The sequence below is a fragment of the Chryseobacterium caseinilyticum genome, from assembly GCF_014837145.1.
Classification (GTDB): domain Bacteria; phylum Bacteroidota; class Bacteroidia; order Flavobacteriales; family Weeksellaceae; genus Chryseobacterium; species Chryseobacterium caseinilyticum.
The window spans coordinates 1-19,729 of sequence record NZ_JACYFS010000011.1; the positions used below are offsets into that span (position 1 = coordinate 1).

Sequence of the window (19,729 nt, forward strand, 5' to 3'; positions counted from 1 at the left end):
ATTGCGGTGTGCAACAAGCTGCTCAAAATTGTATTTGGGGTGGTAAAAAACAAAACAATGTACCAAGATAATTTTATTGCAAAAAGTGCTTAAAATGTTTGGTTTTTTACACAGTTCATGTTAGGCGATGTTTTTTTCGGCTTCTTTTATTTCCTTAATATTTCTAAAAAAAAATCGTCCATTATTTTCAATTCCAAATTCGCCTAAGCTTAATTTTTTTGCAATTAATTTGTCTTCAATAACTAGTATTTCGTCTGTTAATTCAGTATTTACTTCTCCGAAATTTACTTCAATAGCTGAAAATTGTATAAAATGCTTATCCGTTTCAAAAGCTGTTTCAATTGGAACAAAATATTTACCTAAAAATGCTTTATGCCAATAAATTTTTGCATCAATTATTGTATCATTTAGAAACTTTGAAGGATAATTTTTTTGGTTTTTATTTTCAATAAATTCAAATTCAGTAATATTTCCTTTTTTTAAATTTAAGCCATTATAATGTGTTGCAAAAAAGTAATTTCCTAAGTAATATTTTTCGTTATTTAATATTATTTCAACACCATTTAGTAAGCTTTTACCGTAAATATTTTCCTGTTCATTGTAATCAATATCTTCATCATCTAAAAAGAAAATTAGTTGATTAATTTATTTTCCAATAAAGCTATTTGTTAAATCAAAAATATTTTGATATTCATTGATTTCCTCTTGATTCCACGTTGTTGTCATAAAATATCGCCTAACACCCAAATATACGCATTGCGCCAAAACAATATATATACAGTTGCGCCAATCCTTTTTTAAAATTTTGTAATTTACTGATTACCATATTATTATTTTTCACTACTTTTAGTTTTACGCAACGAAAACATATTTAATGATGGAAAATAATTATTCAGAACGGTTCAAAACCCTTCTTACCATGCAGCGATATTCTGAAAACAGCATCAGGAATTATATATCAAACCTGAATTATTTTCTTAAAATTTCATCCAAATTTAAACCTGAAGAAATTACAGAAAAAAAGCTTGAAGATTTTATTGTATGGCTTGTAGACAAAAAGAAAATCGGTCAGTCTCATCAAAAAGCAATGATGGCAACCATTACTAAATTCTACGGAGAGGTACTTCACAGAAAAATTGACCTCAGCCATTTGTATCCCAAAAGAAAAGAGCATAAACTTCCAAAATTTCTTACCAAAGATGAAGTGAAAAGAATTCTGGATGCTACCGAAAATCTAAAGCATAAAACCATTCTTACCACTATTTTACTCTTGCGGTTTAAGACTTAGCGAAGCCATTGGAATTCAGATTTCTGATGTAAAATCAAAAGAAAATCTTCTGCTCATAAAACAAAGTAAAGGAAACAAAGACAGAATTGTTCCACTATCACAGAAACTTGTAGATATTTTAAGGGATTATTACAGGGAATACAAACCCAAACTGTTTCTGTTTGAAGGGCAGACCGGCGGGCAATATTCACCCAGAAGCGTTCAGCAGATTCTTAAAAATTCACTGAAAAAAGCAAAAATATACTCGCCGGCAACTGTACATACCTTAAGACATTCTTATGCTACCCATCTCCTGGAAAATGGCACCGACATCAGAATTATCAAAGAACTGCTTGGACACAATAATATTAAAACTACAGAAATTTAGACCCACATCAATGATGTCAGTAAACCGTGTGTAAAAAGCACGCTTGATTTCTTGTAAATCTCAATTTCCATTTGTACTTTTAATTATTTCAACACGAAAATTCCAACAGAATAATAACACACAACTCCATAGTAAGTCCATAGCAAATCCATAGCAAGTCCATAAAAATTATGGAATCACTATAGATTTAATATGGATTTTTTATTTATCTTTATTAAAGGAACAACGGAGAAAAGCAAATAAATGTTTAAGTGAAGCATGTACAGTTTCAGCGGGATTTAAAAATAATTTTCTTCCGTTTACAAAAAACAGTTACCAAAATAAGTATAATCTTAAAAACACAATTATGGCAAGACTTAACAAAAACGGAAATCTCAGTGGAGCAATTGGAAACATTATTTTCGTCAACAATGGTGACAGGTCTTATGCTAAAGCCAAAGGAAAAGATCCGAAACAAACTGATAACACCAAAAAATCTTACACTGCTTTTGGGATGGTAAGTACGGTGGACAAACAGTTTCGGGCAGAATTAATGGCAAAAGTAAATCTGATTACAAGTACAAAATACGCTCCTTCTCACAGAACTCAATTACGACGTACAGCCCGACAAACTGATCTGGCAAAGAACAAAATAAAACTGGAGTATACAGATCCACAGTTTTTGGTGGGTTACAACTTTAACAGAGATTTTAATTGGGATCAGTGCGTAAGATTCTTTCTGGAATTCCAGGAAAATGCAGATGGTAAAATAACCATAAAAATTCCTGCTCTAACTTGGGGAAAAGAAATAAAAGCACCGGCGAAGGCAACCAGGGCAGAACTTACTATCAGTATCATCAGCACCAACCTCAATGCTCCGGTCATCAACGTGAAAAATATTGCATCTTTTACCCTTCATATTTCTACATCAGAAAAAACAGAAATGCAGTCTTTTGAATTTGAAACAGCAGAAGAAACTGGATGGGTGCTTGTGACAGGAAGCATCAGTTTCACTTCGCCGCTAAATAATATCAAGCCGGAACAGAAAGGTGCTTCAACGTATCTTTGGGCAAAAGGTTTGATATAAATTTCGATACAAACATTTAATAATGAAAATTTTATAAAAAAAAACCATATAAAAGAAAAGCTCTTCTACATAGTAAATTAATGATTATAAATTAAAATTTCAAACTTATTTTTAAGGTGTTGAACCAAGCAACTTTACAGAGATTCATTATCTTTGCCATCATTAAAACAACAACATGAGCATACACATTAGCGCTAAAAAAGGAGAAATTGCAAAAGTGGTTCTACAGCCCGGAGACCCTTTGAGAGCGAAATATATTGCAGAAAATTTTCTTGAAAACCCAAAATTAGTCAGCCAGACCAGAGGTATTCTATACTACACCGGAACATATAAAGGCAAGGAAATTACCGTTGGAGCCAGCGGAATGGGTTTCCCAAGTATCGGGATTTATTCTTTTGAACTTTTTACAGAATATGACGTGGAAACCATCATCAGAATCGGGACATGTGGAGGCTATTCTTCAGATGTAAAACTTTTTGATCTTCTGAATGTAGAAAACGCCGCAAGCGAAAGTACTTATGCAAAGTATGCATGGGGATTTGAGGAAGAAATTCTTTCAAACCAGGGAAATATCTACAGCGTCATCAATGAAACCGCAGAAGAATTAGGTTTGAAAACCAGAGCAACCAATATCCACAGCAGCGATATTTTTTACAGAAAAGATCCTGCAGTTCCTGCTATAGCTGAGAAATACAATTGTCCGGCCGTTGAAATGGAAGCTTTCGGATTATTTGCCAATGCAAAACATTTAGGTAAAAATGCGGCAACCATTCTTACGGTTTCAGATATTATTCCGACCAAAGAAATGATCTCTGCGGACCAGAGAGAAACGGCGTTGAAACCTATGATTGAGCTTGCTTTGGAAGCGGCGTGGAAAGTTTCTTAACAGATTTTCTGTTTTTTCCATTAAATTTAAAATACGATAAATATCACAATGATGTTTATCGTATTTTTTATGATAAGCATATCCTTATATTTTCTTTTTAAGACAAAAAATCGGGGTACAAAGTCAGAAAATGTGGAAAGCAGACGGACATTTCCGCACACATAAAATTTAATATTCAGTTTAGATTGATTTCACTTCCGCTTAATATCATAATTACAAATCCCTGTTAATAAAGGCTTTGAGAAGATTTCTGACATTAAAAACAAAAAATTTTTACTAACGTTCGTTTTTTATCAGAGAATTTTTACATTTAGTTTAAACCACATTCATTTACGGTTTTGAAGAAATATAGTGTAAATTTTATGAAAAGTATTTGATAAAATAACACTGTAAAATGCAATCGGTTACAATAAATTTAAAATATAAAAAATATGTCATTTACCACAGGAAACAAAGAGTACTTTAAAGGAATAGAAAAAATCAAGTTTGAGGGAAGAGAATCAGACAATCCGTTGGCATTCAAATTTTACGATGAAAATTTAGTTGTTCGTGGAAAAACGATGAAAGAATATTTCAAGTTTGCGTCTGCTTACTGGCATACATTCTGTGCAACCGGTGGAGATCCGTTTGGTGCAGGAACTCAGCAATTTGACTGGTTAACGGCTTCTGATGCAAAACAGAGAGCAACAGAAAAAATGGATGCCGCTTTCGAATTTTTCACAAAATTAGGCGTTCCTTACTACTGTTTCCACGATTACGATTTGATTGACGAGGCAGATAATTTTGTAGAATCTACCAAAAGATTAGAATTCATTACTGATTACGCTAAAGAAAAGCAGGCAGCTTCTGGTGTGAAATTGCTTTGGGGAACTTCCAACTGTTTCTCAAACCCAAGATTTATGAACGGTGCGGCTACCAATCCTTCTTTTGATGTTTTGGCTTACGCAGGTGGACAGGTGAAAAATGCTTTAGATGCTACGATAAAATTAGGTGGCGAAAACTATGTATTCTGGGGCGGCCGTGAAGGTTATATGTCTTTATTAAACACGAATATGAAGCGTGAGCAAGAGCACATGGCGAAGTTTTTACATTTGGCTAAAGATTACGCAAGAGCTCAGGGATTCACAGGAACTTTCTTCATCGAGCCAAAACCAATGGAGCCTACAAAACACCAGTACGACTTCGATGCTGCAACCTGTTTAAATTTCCTCCGTCAGTACGATTTATTGAATGATTTTAAATTAAATCTTGAAGTTAACCACGCTACTTTGGCTCAGCATACTTTCGAACACGAACTTCAGGTGGCGGCTGACAATAATGTTTTGGGAAGCATTGATGCGAACAGAGGAGATTATCAAAACGGTTGGGATACAGATCAGTTCCCGGTTGATTTATATGAAATGACTCAGGCGATGTTGGTGATTATTCAAGCAGGAGGTTTTCAAGGCGGAGGTGTGAATTTCGATGCCAAAATCAGAAGGAATTCAACAGATTTAGAAGATATTTTCATCGCTCACATCAGCGGAATGGACAATTTTGCAAGATCATTCTTAGCTGCAGATAAAATTTTAGAAAAATCAAAATATTCTGAGATCAGAACCAGCAGATATTCTTCGTTTGATTCTGGAAAAGGTAAAGATTTCGAAAACGGAAGCTTATCTTTAACAGATCTTGCTACTTATGCTCAAGGATTGGGTGAGGTTGGAAGAGAAAGCGGAAAGCAGGAATATCTTGAGAGTATTATCAATCAGTATTTATAAAAATTATTGAAGATAAATCATCTTTAAAATAAGAAAACTGCTATCAAAAAATTCATCAAAATTAATTCCCCTGCCCTAAAGGGTGTAATTTTGATGAATTTTAAGGCCTTTTCCTCCCTTTAGGGCTGGGGTAAGAAAAGTCCTTAAAATTTAAACAACGAGTCTAATTGATAAAGATATTTATCATTTTCTAACATTTAAAACTAAATCAAACTATGCAAATAATAGATTCCGGTCCTAAATATTCTTCAGGAACAAAGGCGCAGATCAATATGCTGTACGTTACTGTACTCACTTTGGTCGCCACTTTGGGAGGACTTTTGTTTGGATACGACACGGCCGTAATTTCCGGCGCCGAGAAATCAATTCAGGAATATCTTATCATTCCTTTGGGATTGAGCTCACTGGCCCACGGAGCGACCATTTCGAGTGCATTGATTGGATGTATCATCGGTGGCGCTATTTCCGGGATGATCTCCACGAAGCTGGGAAGAAAAAAATCATTAATGCTTTCTGCATTTCTTTTCTTCATCAGTGCTTTGGGAGCGGCGTATCCTGAATTTTTATTCTTCAAACACGGCGAACACTCCATGGGTGTTTTGCTGGCATTTAATTTTTATAGGATCATTGGTGGAATCGGTGTAGGCCTGGCTTCGGCGGTCTGCCCGATGTACATTGGCGAGATTGCACCTGCCGAAATACGTGGTAAACTGGTATCACTGAATCAGTTTGCCATTATTTTCGGGATGCTCGTGGTTTACTTTGTGAACTGGGGTATCGCAAGCGGACAAACCGTAGAATGGATCAACGAAATTGGATGGCGATATATGTTTTTGTCACTGACGATTCCTTCTGCCCTATTCGGGATTCTTCTTTTTTTCGTTCCTGAAACACCGCGTTATCTGACGTTCGTGAATAAAGATGCAGAAGCACTGAAAATTTTAACCAAAATCAATGGTGAAGCACGTGGAAAAGAAATTTTCTCCGAGATAAAAAGCACTGTCGTTGAACATAAGAGTGAAATTTTCGCGTTCGGAAAAACTGTGATCGTGATTGGAATTTTGCTATCAGTTTTCCAGCAGTTCGTGGGAATCAACGTGGCTTTATACTACGCTCCGAGAATTTTCGAAAGTATGGGCGTTCACAAAGATTCATCGATGCTGCAGACGGTTGTAATGGGATTGGTGAATGTAATCTTTACCGTTATTGCCATTTTCACTGTGGATAAATGGGGAAGAAAGCCTTTATTAATTACAGGTTCTGTCGGGATGGCGATTGGAATGTTTGCAATTGCGATATTATCTTACTATCAGATTATCGGAATTGCCACTTTGGTCTTTATCATTGTTTACACCGCGTCATTTATGATGTCCTGGGGACCTATTTGTTGGGTTTTAATCTCAGAAATTTTCCCGAATAAAATACGAGGAAGTGCGATTGCGATTGCGGTTGCGGCTCAATGGGCTGCTAACTATTTAATTTCATCTACTTATCCTTTTATGATGGAATTCAGTGGTGCATTCACTTACGGATTTTACGGTGTGATGAGTGTTCTGTCCCTGTTCTTTGTTTGGAAATGGGTTCCTGAGACCAAAGGAAAATCTCTTGAGGAGATTGAGAAGGTTTGGGAGAAATAATATACTTTACAATGATTAATTTAGAGCATCGGAATTTTTCGGTGCTCTTTTTTTAGGAACGTGTGTCAATAGCTTGGCTTTTTGAATAGCTCGTTGTAAATCTTTTTTTTCGACAAATATGGGTTCTGTATTATCTGATTTTTCTGAACAACCTTGTATGTTCATTGTCAAAAAAAGGATAATAATATTCTAAAAAATCACTACAATTTAATACACTTTAAATTCTGTTTCGCCTTTGAGAATGTAGAATAAATGTTTAAGTTAAATAAAGCGTTTGCCATGATTCCTGTAATATTTGATGAATTGATGTATGTGTTCATATTTTTTTTGTTTTGCCCGTAGCAGTTGCTCAAAACAAAACAATATCATTGATAAAAATATATGTTCAATTCTTTTCAAAATATATAGGAGCTAAATACAGTCAAAGATTATTTATAGATTATCTTCCCCGTTTCATCATCTATTAAAAAACTATAATTTAGTTGGGAATACCAATATTCCTCTACAAATTCACTTTTGAGAACATCTATTTGATAGTATCTTTTTCGGATAAGCACCTTCAGTATCATAACGGAGTGCTACGGATTGTCTTGTATCATAAATATTTACCTTTTTTCTTTTAAAACCATCTCACGAATTTGATCGAAAGTATGATTGACAAGGCATAAACTAGATATTTGTGTATTTCAGAAGTAAAGCTTTCTGAATAATGAAAATAATGCTTTCTACCCAAAATGTTATTTGAAAAATAGAAACTTACCACAAAAAAAGACCGTCTTCCGACGGTCTTTAATTTGATGATCACAATTTTCAGATCATTCTCAATCTTTCCTCTTCCAGATCAATCTGATATAATTGTTGGCGGATGATTTCTTCGTTAATTTTCGGATCTTTATTAAGCTCAGTGAGATATTCCCGCTGAACTTCGAGCATTTCAACGAAAATCACTTTTGTTTTTTCGTTCATCCAGCTGTCGTCTGTAGCTTTGGCGCGCTCTTCCCAATGTCTTAAAAATATTTCCAGACCGGCGTGGTCTTTTAGTTCATTTTCATACTTAGATTTCAGAAACTGATAGATGTGTTGTTTTAACTCTTTTTTAATTTTCTGCTTGGTTAAATGTTCATTCTCTTCATTAAAAATCCCATCAAAAAATCCGGTTTTTCTAATGATGTAAGGTAGAGTTAGCCCCTGCACCAAAAGCGTAAGCAGGATTACAACAAATGTAATGAACAGAATCAGATTCCTGTGCGGAAATGCTTCGCCATTATCCAAAGTTACAGGAATTGCCAGTGCGGCAGCGAGAGAAACAACGCCCCGCATGCCGGTCCAGCCCAGCAGGAGCGGCATCATCCACCGCCGGGTTCTTGAAGAAGCATGGGGCTGCACACCTGGCCGGAAAATCATGGTAGAGATCAAGGCGGCATAAGAGCTGATCATCCTGGCAGCAATCAGAATAGCTGTGACTAAAACGCCATAACCAATCGCTGTTTCAAGCGGAATATGATCTTTACGAAGTCCATCTACGATCTCGGGCAGTTCTAAACCAATGATGAGAAAGACCACGCCATTTAAAATAAAAATCAGACTTTCCCAGACGCTGTAGGCATGAATACGGCTGGTACTGTTCAGAAATTTTAGTCTTCTGACCGACATAAAAAGTCCGCCAGCCACAACAGCCAAAACCCCCGAACTGTGAAACTGTTCCGCTACCCAGTACATTAAATAGGGTTCGATAATCGTCAGTGCAATGTCGGAAGGTGCGTCTGTAGGTAGAATTTTGTGTGCCTGTACAAATAGCCATCCCAAAAGCAAACCGATCCCAACACCACCGATGAGCATCCAAAAGAAACTCATCGTAGCGTCCTGCCAGATAAACTGACCGGTGCCAACCGCAACCAGTGCAAAACGGAAAATTATCAGTGATGATGCATCATTCAGAAGACTTTCGCCTTCCAAAATTGTGGAGGTGGATCTTGGAATATTCACAAATTTGGTGATCGCTCCGGTACTCACGGCATCTGGCGGAGATACAATTCCGCCGAGTAAAAATCCTAAAGCAATGGTGAATCCGGGGATGTAATAATTGGTGACCAAAGCCACCGATAATGCTGTAAAGAAAACAACCAGAAAAGCGAAACTTCCGATAATCCTCCACCATTTTTTCATTTCTTTAAAAGAAATAGTCCACGCTGCTTCAAATAATAATGGGGGAAGAAAGATAAAGAAGATCAGATCGGGATCAATCCTGATCACGGGCAGTCCCGGGATAAAACTGATGGCCAAACCACCTAAAACCAATAAAATAGGATAGGCAATTTTTAGTTTCGCAGCAAACATGTTCAGCAGAACGATGACTGCGACCATTGCCAAAAGAAAAGGTAAAAGACTGTGCATTTGTATTTTTGTGTTTTAAAATGCAAAAGTATACATTCGGACGCTTTTTTGAGCTAATTTTTTTTCGTTTTTAGTCCGAGGCAGTTTTAAAAAGAATACTGATTCAGTCAGGAAAAAAGTATATTTCACTGAATGAAATCTTATATTTAAATGTGTTATCGTATCATAAAAACTTTACGTTTATGATGATCGAACGTGTGAGAAAGCATAAAATCTTGGTTTTTTATTTTTGATATGCATAATTTGATTAAATTTACCCGCGTCCCGAAAGGATTAATGAAGAAGAAATTTAACACAATTCCAGGAAAATCTATGACAAAGAAGAATGCCACCATTTATGATATATCGAGAAAGCTGAATGTAAGTGTGGCAACGGTTTCAAGGGCATTGAACAACCACCCGAGAATCAGCCAGGCAACCAAGGAATTGGTAGTGAAGACTGCCAAGGAAATGAACTACAAGCAGAATAATCTGGCCAAAGCACTGAAAAGCGGGGAAACAAAAAACATCGGAATCATCGTTCCCTACATCAATACCAACTTTTTCTCGTCTGTTATCCGTGGAATTGAAGAGGAACTTTCCGTGCAGGGGTATCATGTGATTATCTGCCAAAGTCATGAAGATGTAAATATTGAAAAAAAGCATTTAAACACGTTACTCAACGCTCAGGTAGACGGGATTTTCATGTCGGTTTCCAGAACTACAGTTGATACAGAACATATAGAACATATTTTAAATACTTCAAATACACCAATCATCTTTTTTGACAGAAAGAAAGATATTCCGGGAATCAGCACCGTGACCATTGACGATTACCGCGGCGGGTATATGGCGACTGAACATCTGATTTCTGAAGGTTATAAAAATATCTGCCATTTTGCCGGTGATCTGAATCTTGAAATTTACCAGAACCGTCTGAATGGTTATAAACAGGCTTTAATTGATCATGAATTTAAGGTAAAAGAAGAAAATATTATTTCTACAGGAAGTTCAATCGATGCCGGAATTGAAGCGATAAAAACGTTATGGGACAGCCAGTCTATTCCGGATGCCATATTTTCTGCCAGTGATTTTGCTGCCCTGGGAGCATGTCAGGAATTGAAAAAACGTAAGATAAAAATACCTCAGGAAGTCGCTGTAATAGGTTTTTCCAATGAACCTTTCACGCAATTCATGGAGCTTCCGATGAGTTCGATGGATCAGACTCCTGTGATTATGGGAAATATGGCAGGGCAGGTTTTTCTGGATCATATTAAAGATAATTCTTCAGGTGTTTCTATCGAGAAAAAAGTGGTTTTGGCGCCTCAGATTTGTGTGAGGAAGTCTTCTAAACGAAAATAGTTTTTACTTCAATTCAATCTTTGCCGCTCTTTTATGATAATTCATCAAGTAAGCACCTTTTTCTGAGTTTTTTGAAAAGTTGGTTCCAAATTCCCAGAATAATCTTGCATTTTCTCTGGCATCCTCATTTGTAAAATTTTCATACTCAATCCGGTAGATTGAGCTGAACAAACGGGAACGTCCAACACCGTGATGGCAGTGAATAAGCACAGGATAATTTTTCGGATCATCCATTATGTTTAAAAATTTCTGCACCGCATTACTCAGAGCCTGTTTAAAAATAATTAAAAAACAAATTTTCAAGTCATTCTTTTTTTCCCCAACCCTGAAGGATGAAAAAATGACTTGAAAATTTCATCAAATTAATTCCCTTGTAGGGTCGGGGGAATTTAATTTTAATGAAATTTAGACAGGCTCTAATTTAAAATTAGACTGTATTTCCGCTGTCATCATAACAATAAATTAAACAGTCATTTTGTTATTTCGGAGGAATCATAACACAATGAAAATAATTACTTTAAACTCCTTCGGAATGACAAAAATCTTGGTAAAACTTCTTTATTGTGATATCGGATTTCCAAAAACTTATAAAGAAAATTAAAATTTGCAGCGTGTGTTTATTTAATTATTTTTAATGAATAATATACATTTTGATTACTCAAATGGCCATGTAAATTCTTTAATCAATATTATGTTATATAAACTCCCTATACCAAAAAGTCCGGAAATTTTCGAAAATTTAATTTGTGATTTAATCAATGCATCTTATAAAACAACAAGTTTTAATCTCTTTGGTAGACGAGGACAGAATCAAAATGGTATTGATATAATTTCTAATGAGTTTAAAACTATTGTTCAATGTAAATTACGTAGTATAAATTTAAACAATCGAAAGACAAAAATTACTTTCATAAAAGAAGTATTAGAAGATGTAAACTCTATTCTAAAAAATAGTCAACTTCCAGAAAGAATAATAATCGCAACAACTATCGAGAATGATACATTAGTTCAGGATTACTTACAATCAATTTCATTCTTAAATAATTTGAGCATAATATTCGAATTTTGGAGTTGGAGTAAAATTAGCAGTGAAATTTTTCTTTTCCCGAATATATTGGCCAAATATTACCCTTTTAGAAATGACAATATTGAAATTGGAAGATTAGAGGTACTAAACAAAAGAATATATCGTAAATCAAAACAAAATGAATTACTGTATGAATTTCAGAATCTCAAAAACAAAAATCATTTGCCAATATTCGATTTTAGTTTTATAAATAATACAGAAAATACAATTCTACTAAATTCAATCGACTGCTTTTGTACTCATCAAGCTGTTGTCAGAGCTGGCTCTCCTGCAAAACCTGCAGGAATTTTAAAACCAACAAAAAAATTTATAATTGATCTAAAATTTAATGAAAGTTTATCATCAGATTTTGAAAAATTCACTCTCGAAATGAAAGACCCAATCTATATAAATCCTAAAAGTCCTTTTAGAATCCAACTTCAGAATAAAAAGCCAATTATTAATTTTTTAAAAATTTATTTCACATTTAATTTTAATTTGGCAACCATTAAAACTCCAGAATTATACTTTAATTCATTCACAACTTTTAGTGGTAAAATAATTACTGACATATAAACAATAGATACAGATAAAGAGCTACCAAAATAACTTATTACTCTGATATATTTTCTCAAATTATATACAATTAAAAACTACCGGAACTTTAGTCAACATAATAAATTTTCAAATATTATCAGAAACTCACAGATCAACCCTGAGTTCATGTATTATTTTTTACCAATTGCTTTAGCAAAGTAATCGCTTTCGTTACCTAAACGGTCAATTGCCTTGATCGCCACCGCATTCAGGATTTTGCCATCTTTGCTTTTGGGGATTTGCTGTGATAGATTTTCCAAAGTAAGAATTTCAGTCTCCCAAATGCCGTTGTACTGTTTGAAAAGTGCCCACTGCGAGACAGATGCTATCTTTTTTGAACTCCACGAAGCATTGATTACTGAACCGAGATCATTGATGAAAAGTGTAGGTTTTTCTACGGGAACTGTTTTTATCCATGGGCTTTTCGGTACTAATGCTTTTTCGGCGTACGGACCGTTTTTAAGAGCGGGCAACATGTTGGCATTTTTGGTAAGACCTGCGATGCTCCAGTGGATTTCTCCTGCATCGTTCCCCAGAATCTGTCTGGACAGTTCAATCTGATTTTTAATTTCTGTCGGACGGTCTGATACTTTTACCTCAACGGTATTCAATCCCGGCCAAAGGTGTCGGTTCATGGTGTTTTCAGATTTCCACCATTCGAGAAGCGGTCCAAAAGCCTGTCCTTTAGACTCAACCGGCCAGTACAACTGAGGTGAAAAATAATCTACCCAGCCTTTGTTTAACCATAATTTAGCATCAGCATACAATTCGTCGTATTGCGAAGATCCCACTATTCCTGCAGGATAGCCTGGCTTCCAGATTCCAAACGGGCTGATCCCAAAACGGACGTGACTTTTCTCCGCATGAATTTCCTTATAAATTCTTTCTACAAACTGATTTACACTATCTCTTCTCCAGTCTGCCCGTGAAAGTGTTCCGCCAGAATTTACATAAGCATTCCAGCTTGCGGAATCCGGAAAATCTCTTCCGTTATTATAAGTGGCATAAGGATAAAAATAATCATCAAAATGAATGGCATCCAGGTCATATCTTTTCACAATATCTTTCACAACATTTGAAACATGAGACTGCGTTTTCGGGTTGGCAGGATCAAACCAGTACATTCCGTTTTTTAATCTTATGGTAATATCTGATAATTTACTGGCCATCGACAGACTGGTAACTGCTCCACCGTTGGAATGATGTGCCCTGTAAGGATTGAGCCAGACATGCAGTTCCATTCCCCGTTTGTGGGATTCTTCAATCCAGAACTGTAGAGGATCATAGTTTGGATAAGGCGGTGCACCCGTTTTCCCTGTCAGAAAATACGACCACGGCTCCAGTTCGCTTGTATACAAAGCATCTGCAGATGGACGGGCCTGAAAAATCACCGCATTGAAATTATTTTCCTGAAGCATATTCAGCATATTAATCGCTTCAGCTTTTTGCTGATCCACGGAAAGATTATTTCTTGAAGGCCAGTTGATATTGGCTACACTGGCAATCCACGCACCACGGAATTCCCGTTTGATGGCCGGAAGATTTACTTTTAAATCTTCTTCAACGGCTTTTGGAGGTATATTAAGTGTGACAGAATCTGAGGGTTTTGAAATATTTTTAACAGGCTTTACTGCTTTTGAAGGTGTCGTTTTAACTGCACTGTTTTTTGCAGCACAGGAAACACCCAAAGTGGCAGACAGACCTAATATCGTGACTAATTTTACTGTAGAGATTTTCGTTTGCATTTATCTATTGTTTTTTATTGATCCTATGGAATCGCTATCTTCATCCGTGCTCGTCTTTGCAAATCATGGCGATTTCATAATTAATTCTGAGGAAGAATTTCTAAGTTGATAAAACACAAAACTAATGATATAAAGATAATTTTAAAGAATCTGAATGCGGATTTTTTTAAAAACAAAAAAAGTGCAGAAAAATACTGCACTTTAATTTTAGTATGAAAATTAAATTAATTTAAACTTCGGAAAGACTATTGCCTGCGTTTCGGGCATTGGAAGTATCTACATTTTCCTCTTCTGTCAAATCGGTTTTATAAGTTTCAGGAATGAATAAAACATTGACAATAATCGCCAGAACTACCAGAAAGATAGGATAAATCAGACCAATAAACGGTGCCATAAAAGCACTGACCACGAATGATGTTTTTATAAATTCGGTCACAAAAGTTGTTGCTCCGCCAATGAAACCATTTCCCATATTCTGGGCAAAGCCCATGCTTGTATAACGGATTTTGGTCGGGAAAATCTCCAGCATAAACGCTCCCAAAGGTCCATAAGTCGCTGCTCCCGCAACAGATAATAGGAAACTGATGCCCATAATCTTTAAGGTTGCTTCAGTACTGATGGAATGAACTTCAGTAAGACCATCCGGATTTCCGATTTGCATAAAGAGGTAGAATGAGACCGGAATTAAAATTAAACTTGAAATTAAACCGCTAATCAGTACTTTTTTCCGACCTATTCTATCACTTAAGGCTCCGAAATACTGATAAAAATAAGCACTGCAAAGGGTAACGACACCTGTGATGAGTAGAACAGTGGTTTCTTCAATTTTCACGGCTCGTTGCATAAAGAAAAGCGTCACAAATAAACTGGTCTGCATCACTGAACTCTGCGCCGCGTTACCTCCGAAGATGGCTTTCAGCATTAACTTCACGTTCCCTTTTGTAGTAAACGCTTCTTTTACCGGAGCCTTACTTGTTTTACCTGCTTTTTTAAGCTCTTCAAAAACCGGACTTTCGTGAAGTTTCTTTCTGGCAAAATAACTGAGTAAAACCAAAACAGAACTCAGAAGAAATGGAATTCTCCATCCAAAATTATTAAAATCGGTTTCGGACATCACGGTTCTCGTAACGAAAATCACACTTAAACAGACCAAAAGTCCGATAGGAACTGTTGCCTGAATAAATCCTGTATAAAATCCTCTTCTGTTGGCCGGAGCGTGTTCTGCGACGTAAATTACCGCACCTGCATATTCACCACTGATCGCCAATCCCTGCATCAGTCTGCAAACCAAAAGCAGAATGGGAGCTGCCCAGCCAATACTTTGGAAGTTCGGAATACATCCAATCAGAAAAGTTGAAGCTCCCATCAGAATTAACGACAGAAGAAATGAGTATTTCCTTCCGATTTTATCTCCGATATTCCCGAAAATCAATGAACCAATTGGTCTGAACATGAATGATGAAGCAACTACTGCCAGTGTTTCCAGAAAATGCGACGACCCATCAGCCGGAAAAAGATTTACCGAAAGTGCACCCGCCAGAATAATCGCCAAAAACATGTCGTACCATTCAATCAGCGTTCCTGCTGAAGAGGCGATGATCACTGTGAGGATATTGTTTTTGGGCTGCTGTATTGTATTATCCATATAATTAGTTTTTTATTTAAATTTAAAATCCTCTTAAAACATAAAGAACGTTGCCACGTGGAAGCGGTTGTTTCTTGCATTGAATTCATTTCCGATACCTCTTCCACTGGGCTGTGCATCGCCCCAGGTTGCAACGGTATTTTCAACCTCAAATCTCAGGCGGATTGCCTTGCTTAAAACCCAGTCCACACGCGGAACCACTCTCCATAAATGATCAACACTTCTGCCGCCCGGCGTTGCAGATATTGCTCCCCAAGATGACGTTACGCCATAAGTTGTCGCCACTCTGCCTTCAACAGGATTATCAGCTCCCATATTTTTCACATAGCCTGCGAAAAGTCCGAACGCTACTTTTTTAGTCGTGGTCTGCTGAAAATCGATCCATGCACTTCTTGTGTTCATCGTTCTGAAAATATCTGCCTGCCCGGGAGCTGCGTATCCCACGAAGCCACCGAGCATCACCAGTGAAGCAGCGTTTTGTCCCATCATCGCCGATGCGCTGATGGTTAAAGGTTTTGTAATTGCCTTTGCGTAAGCCATTGCAGTAAAACTTTTCACACGGTTATTGTTCACAATTGGAGGCGTACCTGAAGAAAGCTGTGGTCTAAGCTCTTCGTACTGTCCGGCGATTCCGGCAACGAATTTTGATGATTTGTACTGAAACTGTAAATGGGTGGATGGCATTCCGCTGTCACGGTACGGTGCAGTGTTTGGGGTAAAGTCACGCTGAGAGTTGATGGCTGCGATTACTTTAAACTGATCTGAAAGTTTATGCGTCAGTCTTACCTGTGGATTTCTGTTTAATGCAAAAATGGGCGAACCTGTACTGTAATTCACCACGTTTGGGAGACAATCTAAAATCACCATCGGATGCCAGTACTGCCCTACTCCCAATTGCGTTTTTTCCCAGTCTAAGGTAATGTAGGCATGTCTTAAACGGAATTCATTGATTCCACCTTCTGTGGCTCCAAAAAATTCACCTTCGAGAATCCCGGCGGTCTTTGCTCCCAGAACATCCGGACCTTTCACATTGATTCCCGCTCTGGAAACTACAGACAACATGTGGAATTTCGGAGAATCATTGATATCTTCACCATTCACATCCAACGCACGATCGCGTGGATAAAGCGGAACGATGTTTTCGCCTGCACCAATATTCTGTCTTGTATCGTAAAAAATATCATTTCGGATGAAACCGTAAAAATCAACTTTCACTTTTCCTTCCTGAGGCTGGGCAGCAACGACGGGTTTTGATTTTGCCAGTGAATCATTAATGGTTTGGTCTGATGTATTTTGTTGCGCAGTTGCTGTTGCAGATACACTCAACAAAGTTGCGGCAAAAATGCTTTTAAAGAATATTCCCCTTTTCATATCGTAAATTTATCTACGAAGCTCTTATTGCTTCTTTTCCAAACATACAAATTTTATCAAAGCTAACGAGTGTTAGTTAGTACAAAAGAGAAAATATATTTGTTAAAATTTAATTTACAGGATTTAAAACGATGATAAATTATCAATATTTTCAATGATAAACTGTTTAATAATCAAACTTTAGGAGAAATCACTGCAAATTATACTGATCTGGATAAAACTATAGTAAGTTAGCAAATTTGTAGATTTGGACATGCCAATTATCATCAGTTTAAAGGAAAAATAATTAGAAAGACAGTTGTTTTTAATTCGGATTGAACTGAATATTGAAATTCTTTAAATAATCCTCTATTGGTTCCATTCCCATTTCTTTTCTTCTTTCGTTCACAGTTTCAGGATTTTCTAATGTGTACAGTTTACCATTTTTTATTTGTGAACCATATATTTGGGGCTTTCCTTCGTCCATTAACATCCTGTCTTTCATCAATGCATACTGTCCTTTAGATAAGTCTCCATTTTTAACCGCTTTTTCTATTTGTGGAAAATACTTTTTCCTGATTTCTTCAGTACTGTGTTGAAGTCCCAACCAGATTGCGTCCATTTGTTTTTGATCCACCTCCTGTAATGTCGGCATACCACACTTTTCAATAATGCTGATCACTAATTCCTGATTCCTGTGATCTTCTTTAGCGTATTTCATGAGTTCATTTGATTTTCTAATCTTTTGGTCACTTTCGAAAACTTCGCTCAGGATCTGACGTTTTTTGCTACAATCAACTTCAATAATATCTACTGAACCTACATAGACAAATTTATCCTTATTCATATAAAGGAATATTGAAATCATTACAATAAGAGCGGCAAATATGCTGAATACTATTTTTTTTATTTTCATTTCTGTTTTTGTGTCATATTCCAAAATGGGTTGACCATTTAGGTTAAAAATTAATTGTTCCCAAAAATAGGAATTATTTTTAAGTGTCAGAATCTTAAATGGATAATTTTTTCTTGCGTGGCCGGTTAGAGTTACCACATTTTCTCACCAATTTTTTCCAACAACAACATCACTTTTGAATCTATCTTATCTGTATAAACATATAATATATTCTTATATGTCTGTATAAATTATTTTATATGGCTAAGATTATTTTGCACACTCAATAAAAATGTGGTGTTGAAATCCGGAAATGAGCATTGACATGTTATAATTGAGAAAAGGTTAAAATTTACTGCGGTTATTTTTCAATCTGACTGCCTTTCACAAATCCTTCCTTTCCGTCTATAGTTTTAACATGAAACCAGATTCCATGAACTGCAATCACTGTGGTCTGAATTTTAGAACTGACTGTTGAAAGGACTTCATACTCGTTACCGGAACCTGACCGCAGACTGCTTCCAGACTTAAGATTTTTTCCTGAAAACTTTTCTGAAGTGGTTGGTGAGATAAATTTCGGAACTGAGCGTTCACGAATGAATGGATAAGGATCTACCGCACCACCTGTAGAATAAATTCCAAAATGCAGATGGGTCGCTCCTCCTGCCGCGTTTCCTGTATTCCCTACCAGACCGAGTGTATCACCGGTTTTTACTTTTCTACCGCCTTCAGTAAGAATGCTGTCGAGATGGGCGTAATAATGGGAATTGCCAACCTCATCATCGCGAAGCCAAACCTGCTTTCCTCCCAACCCCTGATTTCCGGTTCGGGTGATGTATCCATCAGCAACTGCAACCACGGGCGTTCCTTTAGGCGCAAAAATATCAACTCCTTCATGACTTCTGCCACCACCGTCACGGCTGGCTCCCCAGAAACTCTGAACATTTTTATTTCCTTTTCCTGCTACGGGAAACTGAAGTGAGGGCTGAGTGTAGATTTTTATTTTAAGCTGACTTCCGTAGCCAATTTCTGGCTGTACAATAACTTTATGTAAACCGTCAGTCTCAACTGGTTTTGAGAATAGATTATCTTCAATGATCTGCGATTTCATCATTTCTGATCCTGAAGCTGGATCCAGTAAATCGACAAAGATCTTTTTATCTGGAAGGGTTGATGCAGTTTCGACAAGGAGCAAATCTCCTTTTTTCAAATCCATTAAATAACCTACAGCATCGGATTTTAACTGATCTGAATTTATCAGCAGTGACGTTCCATCTTTAATTTTAAGCTGACTGGCTGAAGCTGAAGACAAACTTGCTTTCCACTGAGTCAACAGGCTGTCGGCTCCTGAAAAGCTGCGTTCGTATTTTGCACGTTCAGAGGTTTCGAAAACATTTTTAGGAATTTTTAATCCATCACAAGAGATGATGAATGAAAGGGTGATTAATATTAAAAGTATTGATTTTGATCTGAACATTTCATATTCAGTACAAAAATTTAGCCGCGAAGTCCTCAGTTCTTTTGTCTTGAAACAAAAGAACCAAAAATTCAAGACTTGAAAGCGTCAGCTAAAATTTAAAAGTAATTCCTAAAATTTCCAAACTCAGGCGGAAATGACGAAGTATCATTTTAAGATGATCATAGCCGCCACTCAAACAGTGGAAATTTCTTAACGGAATTTCTTCTAAATTT

General features: G+C 36.5%; 15 protein-coding genes. 8 read left to right on the plus strand and 7 right to left on the minus strand.

Annotated elements, in window-relative coordinates; genetic code table 11:
* Positions 1 to 874 precede the first annotated feature (874 nt).
* The 6 genes from IC610_RS20065 to xylE all read left to right on the plus strand — a co-directional run bounded on the left by IC610_RS20065 (position 875) and on the right by xylE (position 7,004).
* Positions 875 to 1,288 carry a phage integrase N-terminal SAM-like domain-containing protein gene (locus tag IC610_RS20065; RefSeq protein ID WP_228462969.1) on the plus strand — a complete coding sequence of 138 codons (414 nt, stop codon included), beginning with the start codon at positions 875 to 877 and terminating at the stop codon, positions 1,286 to 1,288.
* A gap of 19 nt (positions 1,289 to 1,307) precedes the next feature.
* Positions 1,308 to 1,655 carry a tyrosine-type recombinase/integrase gene (locus IC610_RS20070; RefSeq protein ID WP_317173462.1) on the plus strand — a complete coding sequence of 116 codons (348 nt, stop codon included), beginning with the start codon at positions 1,308 to 1,310 and terminating at the stop codon, positions 1,653 to 1,655.
* Between the two features lie 346 nt (positions 1,656 to 2,001).
* Positions 2,002 to 2,721, plus strand: a complete 720-nt coding sequence (locus IC610_RS19135) for a hypothetical protein (protein ID WP_191738354.1) — start codon at positions 2,002 to 2,004, stop codon at positions 2,719 to 2,721.
* 175 nt (positions 2,722 to 2,896) lie between these two features.
* Positions 2,897 to 3,607 (plus strand): purine-nucleoside phosphorylase, encoded by a 711-nt coding sequence (gene deoD, locus IC610_RS19140; RefSeq protein ID WP_191738356.1) that lies wholly within the window; start codon positions 2,897 to 2,899, stop codon positions 3,605 to 3,607.
* Between the two features lie 431 nt (positions 3,608 to 4,038).
* Positions 4,039 to 5,367: a xylose isomerase gene (gene xylA / locus IC610_RS19145; protein WP_191738358.1), complete on the plus strand. Its 1,329-nt coding sequence runs from the start codon at positions 4,039 to 4,041 to the stop codon at positions 5,365 to 5,367.
* 215 nt (positions 5,368 to 5,582) lie between these two features.
* Positions 5,583 to 7,004 (plus strand): D-xylose transporter XylE, encoded by a 1,422-nt coding sequence (gene xylE / locus IC610_RS19150; RefSeq protein WP_191738360.1) that lies wholly within the window; start codon positions 5,583 to 5,585, stop codon positions 7,002 to 7,004.
* Between the two features lie 810 nt (positions 7,005 to 7,814).
* Here the strand turns inward: xylE and IC610_RS19155 are convergent.
* On the minus strand, positions 7,815 to 9,398 hold the full coding sequence (locus tag IC610_RS19155) for a Na+/H+ antiporter (protein ID WP_191738362.1): 1,584 nt from the start codon (positions 9,396 to 9,398) through the stop codon (positions 7,815 to 7,817).
* 276 nt (positions 9,399 to 9,674) lie between these two features.
* On the opposite strand from IC610_RS19155, the gene IC610_RS19160 reads away from it, so the two are divergent.
* A complete protein-coding gene (locus tag IC610_RS19160; RefSeq protein WP_394368303.1) occupies positions 9,675 to 10,739 on the plus strand; it encodes a LacI family DNA-binding transcriptional regulator in 1,065 nt (354 codons plus the stop codon).
* 3 nt (positions 10,740 to 10,742) lie between these two features.
* Here IC610_RS19160 and IC610_RS19165 read toward each other — a convergent pair whose 3' ends face one another.
* Positions 10,743 to 10,994, minus strand: a complete 252-nt coding sequence (locus IC610_RS19165) for a protein-tyrosine phosphatase family protein (RefSeq protein WP_394368304.1) — start codon at positions 10,992 to 10,994, stop codon at positions 10,743 to 10,745.
* Between the two features lie 379 nt (positions 10,995 to 11,373).
* Between IC610_RS19165 and IC610_RS19170 the strand changes: the two genes are divergently transcribed.
* Entirely contained in the window at positions 11,374 to 12,381 is a 1,008-nt protein-coding gene (locus IC610_RS19170; RefSeq protein WP_191738365.1) for a hypothetical protein, read from the plus strand.
* Between the two features lie 152 nt (positions 12,382 to 12,533).
* On the opposite strand, the gene IC610_RS19175 is transcribed toward IC610_RS19170, so the two are convergent.
* The 5 genes from IC610_RS19175 to IC610_RS19195 form a co-directional block, all read right to left on the minus strand.
* The gene (locus IC610_RS19175; protein WP_191738367.1) at positions 12,534 to 14,147 is read right to left on the minus strand and encodes a glycoside hydrolase family 10 protein; all 1,614 of its coding nucleotides are present in this window, start codon (positions 14,145 to 14,147) and stop codon (positions 12,534 to 12,536) included.
* Positions 14,148 to 14,376: 229 nt separating this feature from the next.
* A complete protein-coding gene (locus tag IC610_RS19180) occupies positions 14,377 to 15,792 on the minus strand; it encodes an MFS transporter (protein ID WP_191738369.1) in 1,416 nt (471 codons plus the stop codon).
* Positions 15,793 to 15,825: 33 nt separating this feature from the next.
* Positions 15,826 to 17,163, minus strand: coding sequence for a DcaP family trimeric outer membrane transporter (locus IC610_RS19185; RefSeq protein ID WP_191738371.1), 1,338 nt, complete (start codon positions 17,161 to 17,163; stop codon positions 15,826 to 15,828).
* 304 nt (positions 17,164 to 17,467) lie between these two features.
* On the minus strand, positions 17,468 to 18,058 hold the full coding sequence (locus tag IC610_RS19190; RefSeq protein ID WP_191738372.1) for a DUF6624 domain-containing protein: 591 nt from the start codon (positions 18,056 to 18,058) through the stop codon (positions 17,468 to 17,470).
* Positions 18,059 to 18,398: 340 nt separating this feature from the next.
* Positions 18,399 to 19,514: a M23 family metallopeptidase gene (locus IC610_RS19195; RefSeq protein ID WP_191738374.1), complete on the minus strand. Its 1,116-nt coding sequence runs from the start codon at positions 19,512 to 19,514 to the stop codon at positions 18,399 to 18,401.
* Between the last annotated feature and the right edge of the window lie 215 nt (positions 19,515 to 19,729).

Excerpts from the sequence above, each read along its gene's own strand:
- IC610_RS20065 (WP_228462969.1), top strand. The coding sequence starts at position 875 with ATGATGGAAAATAATTATTCAGAACGGTTCAAAACCCTTCTTACCATG.
- IC610_RS19135 (WP_191738354.1), top strand. The coding sequence starts at position 2,002 with ATGGCAAGACTTAACAAAAACGGAAATCTCAGTGGAGCAATTGGAAAC.
- deoD (WP_191738356.1), top strand. The coding sequence starts at position 2,897 with ATGAGCATACACATTAGCGCTAAAAAAGGAGAAATTGCAAAAGTGGTT.
- xylA (WP_191738358.1), top strand. The coding sequence starts at position 4,039 with ATGTCATTTACCACAGGAAACAAAGAGTACTTTAAAGGAATAGAAAAA.
- xylE (WP_191738360.1), top strand. The coding sequence starts at position 5,583 with ATGCAAATAATAGATTCCGGTCCTAAATATTCTTCAGGAACAAAGGCG.
- IC610_RS19155 (WP_191738362.1), bottom strand. The coding sequence starts at position 9,398 with ATGCACAGTCTTTTACCTTTTCTTTTGGCAATGGTCGCAGTCATCGTT.
- IC610_RS19160 (WP_394368303.1), top strand. The coding sequence starts at position 9,675 with ATGAAGAAGAAATTTAACACAATTCCAGGAAAATCTATGACAAAGAAG.
- IC610_RS19170 (WP_191738365.1), top strand. The coding sequence starts at position 11,374 with ATGAATAATATACATTTTGATTACTCAAATGGCCATGTAAATTCTTTA.
- IC610_RS19175 (WP_191738367.1), bottom strand. The coding sequence starts at position 14,147 with ATGCAAACGAAAATCTCTACAGTAAAATTAGTCACGATATTAGGTCTG.
- IC610_RS19180 (WP_191738369.1), bottom strand. The coding sequence starts at position 15,792 with ATGGATAATACAATACAGCAGCCCAAAAACAATATCCTCACAGTGATC.
- IC610_RS19185 (WP_191738371.1), bottom strand. The coding sequence starts at position 17,163 with ATGAAAAGGGGAATATTCTTTAAAAGCATTTTTGCCGCAACTTTGTTG.
- IC610_RS19190 (WP_191738372.1), bottom strand. The coding sequence starts at position 18,058 with ATGAAAATAAAAAAAATAGTATTCAGCATATTTGCCGCTCTTATTGTA.
- IC610_RS19195 (WP_191738374.1), bottom strand. The coding sequence starts at position 19,514 with ATGTTCAGATCAAAATCAATACTTTTAATATTAATCACCCTTTCATTC.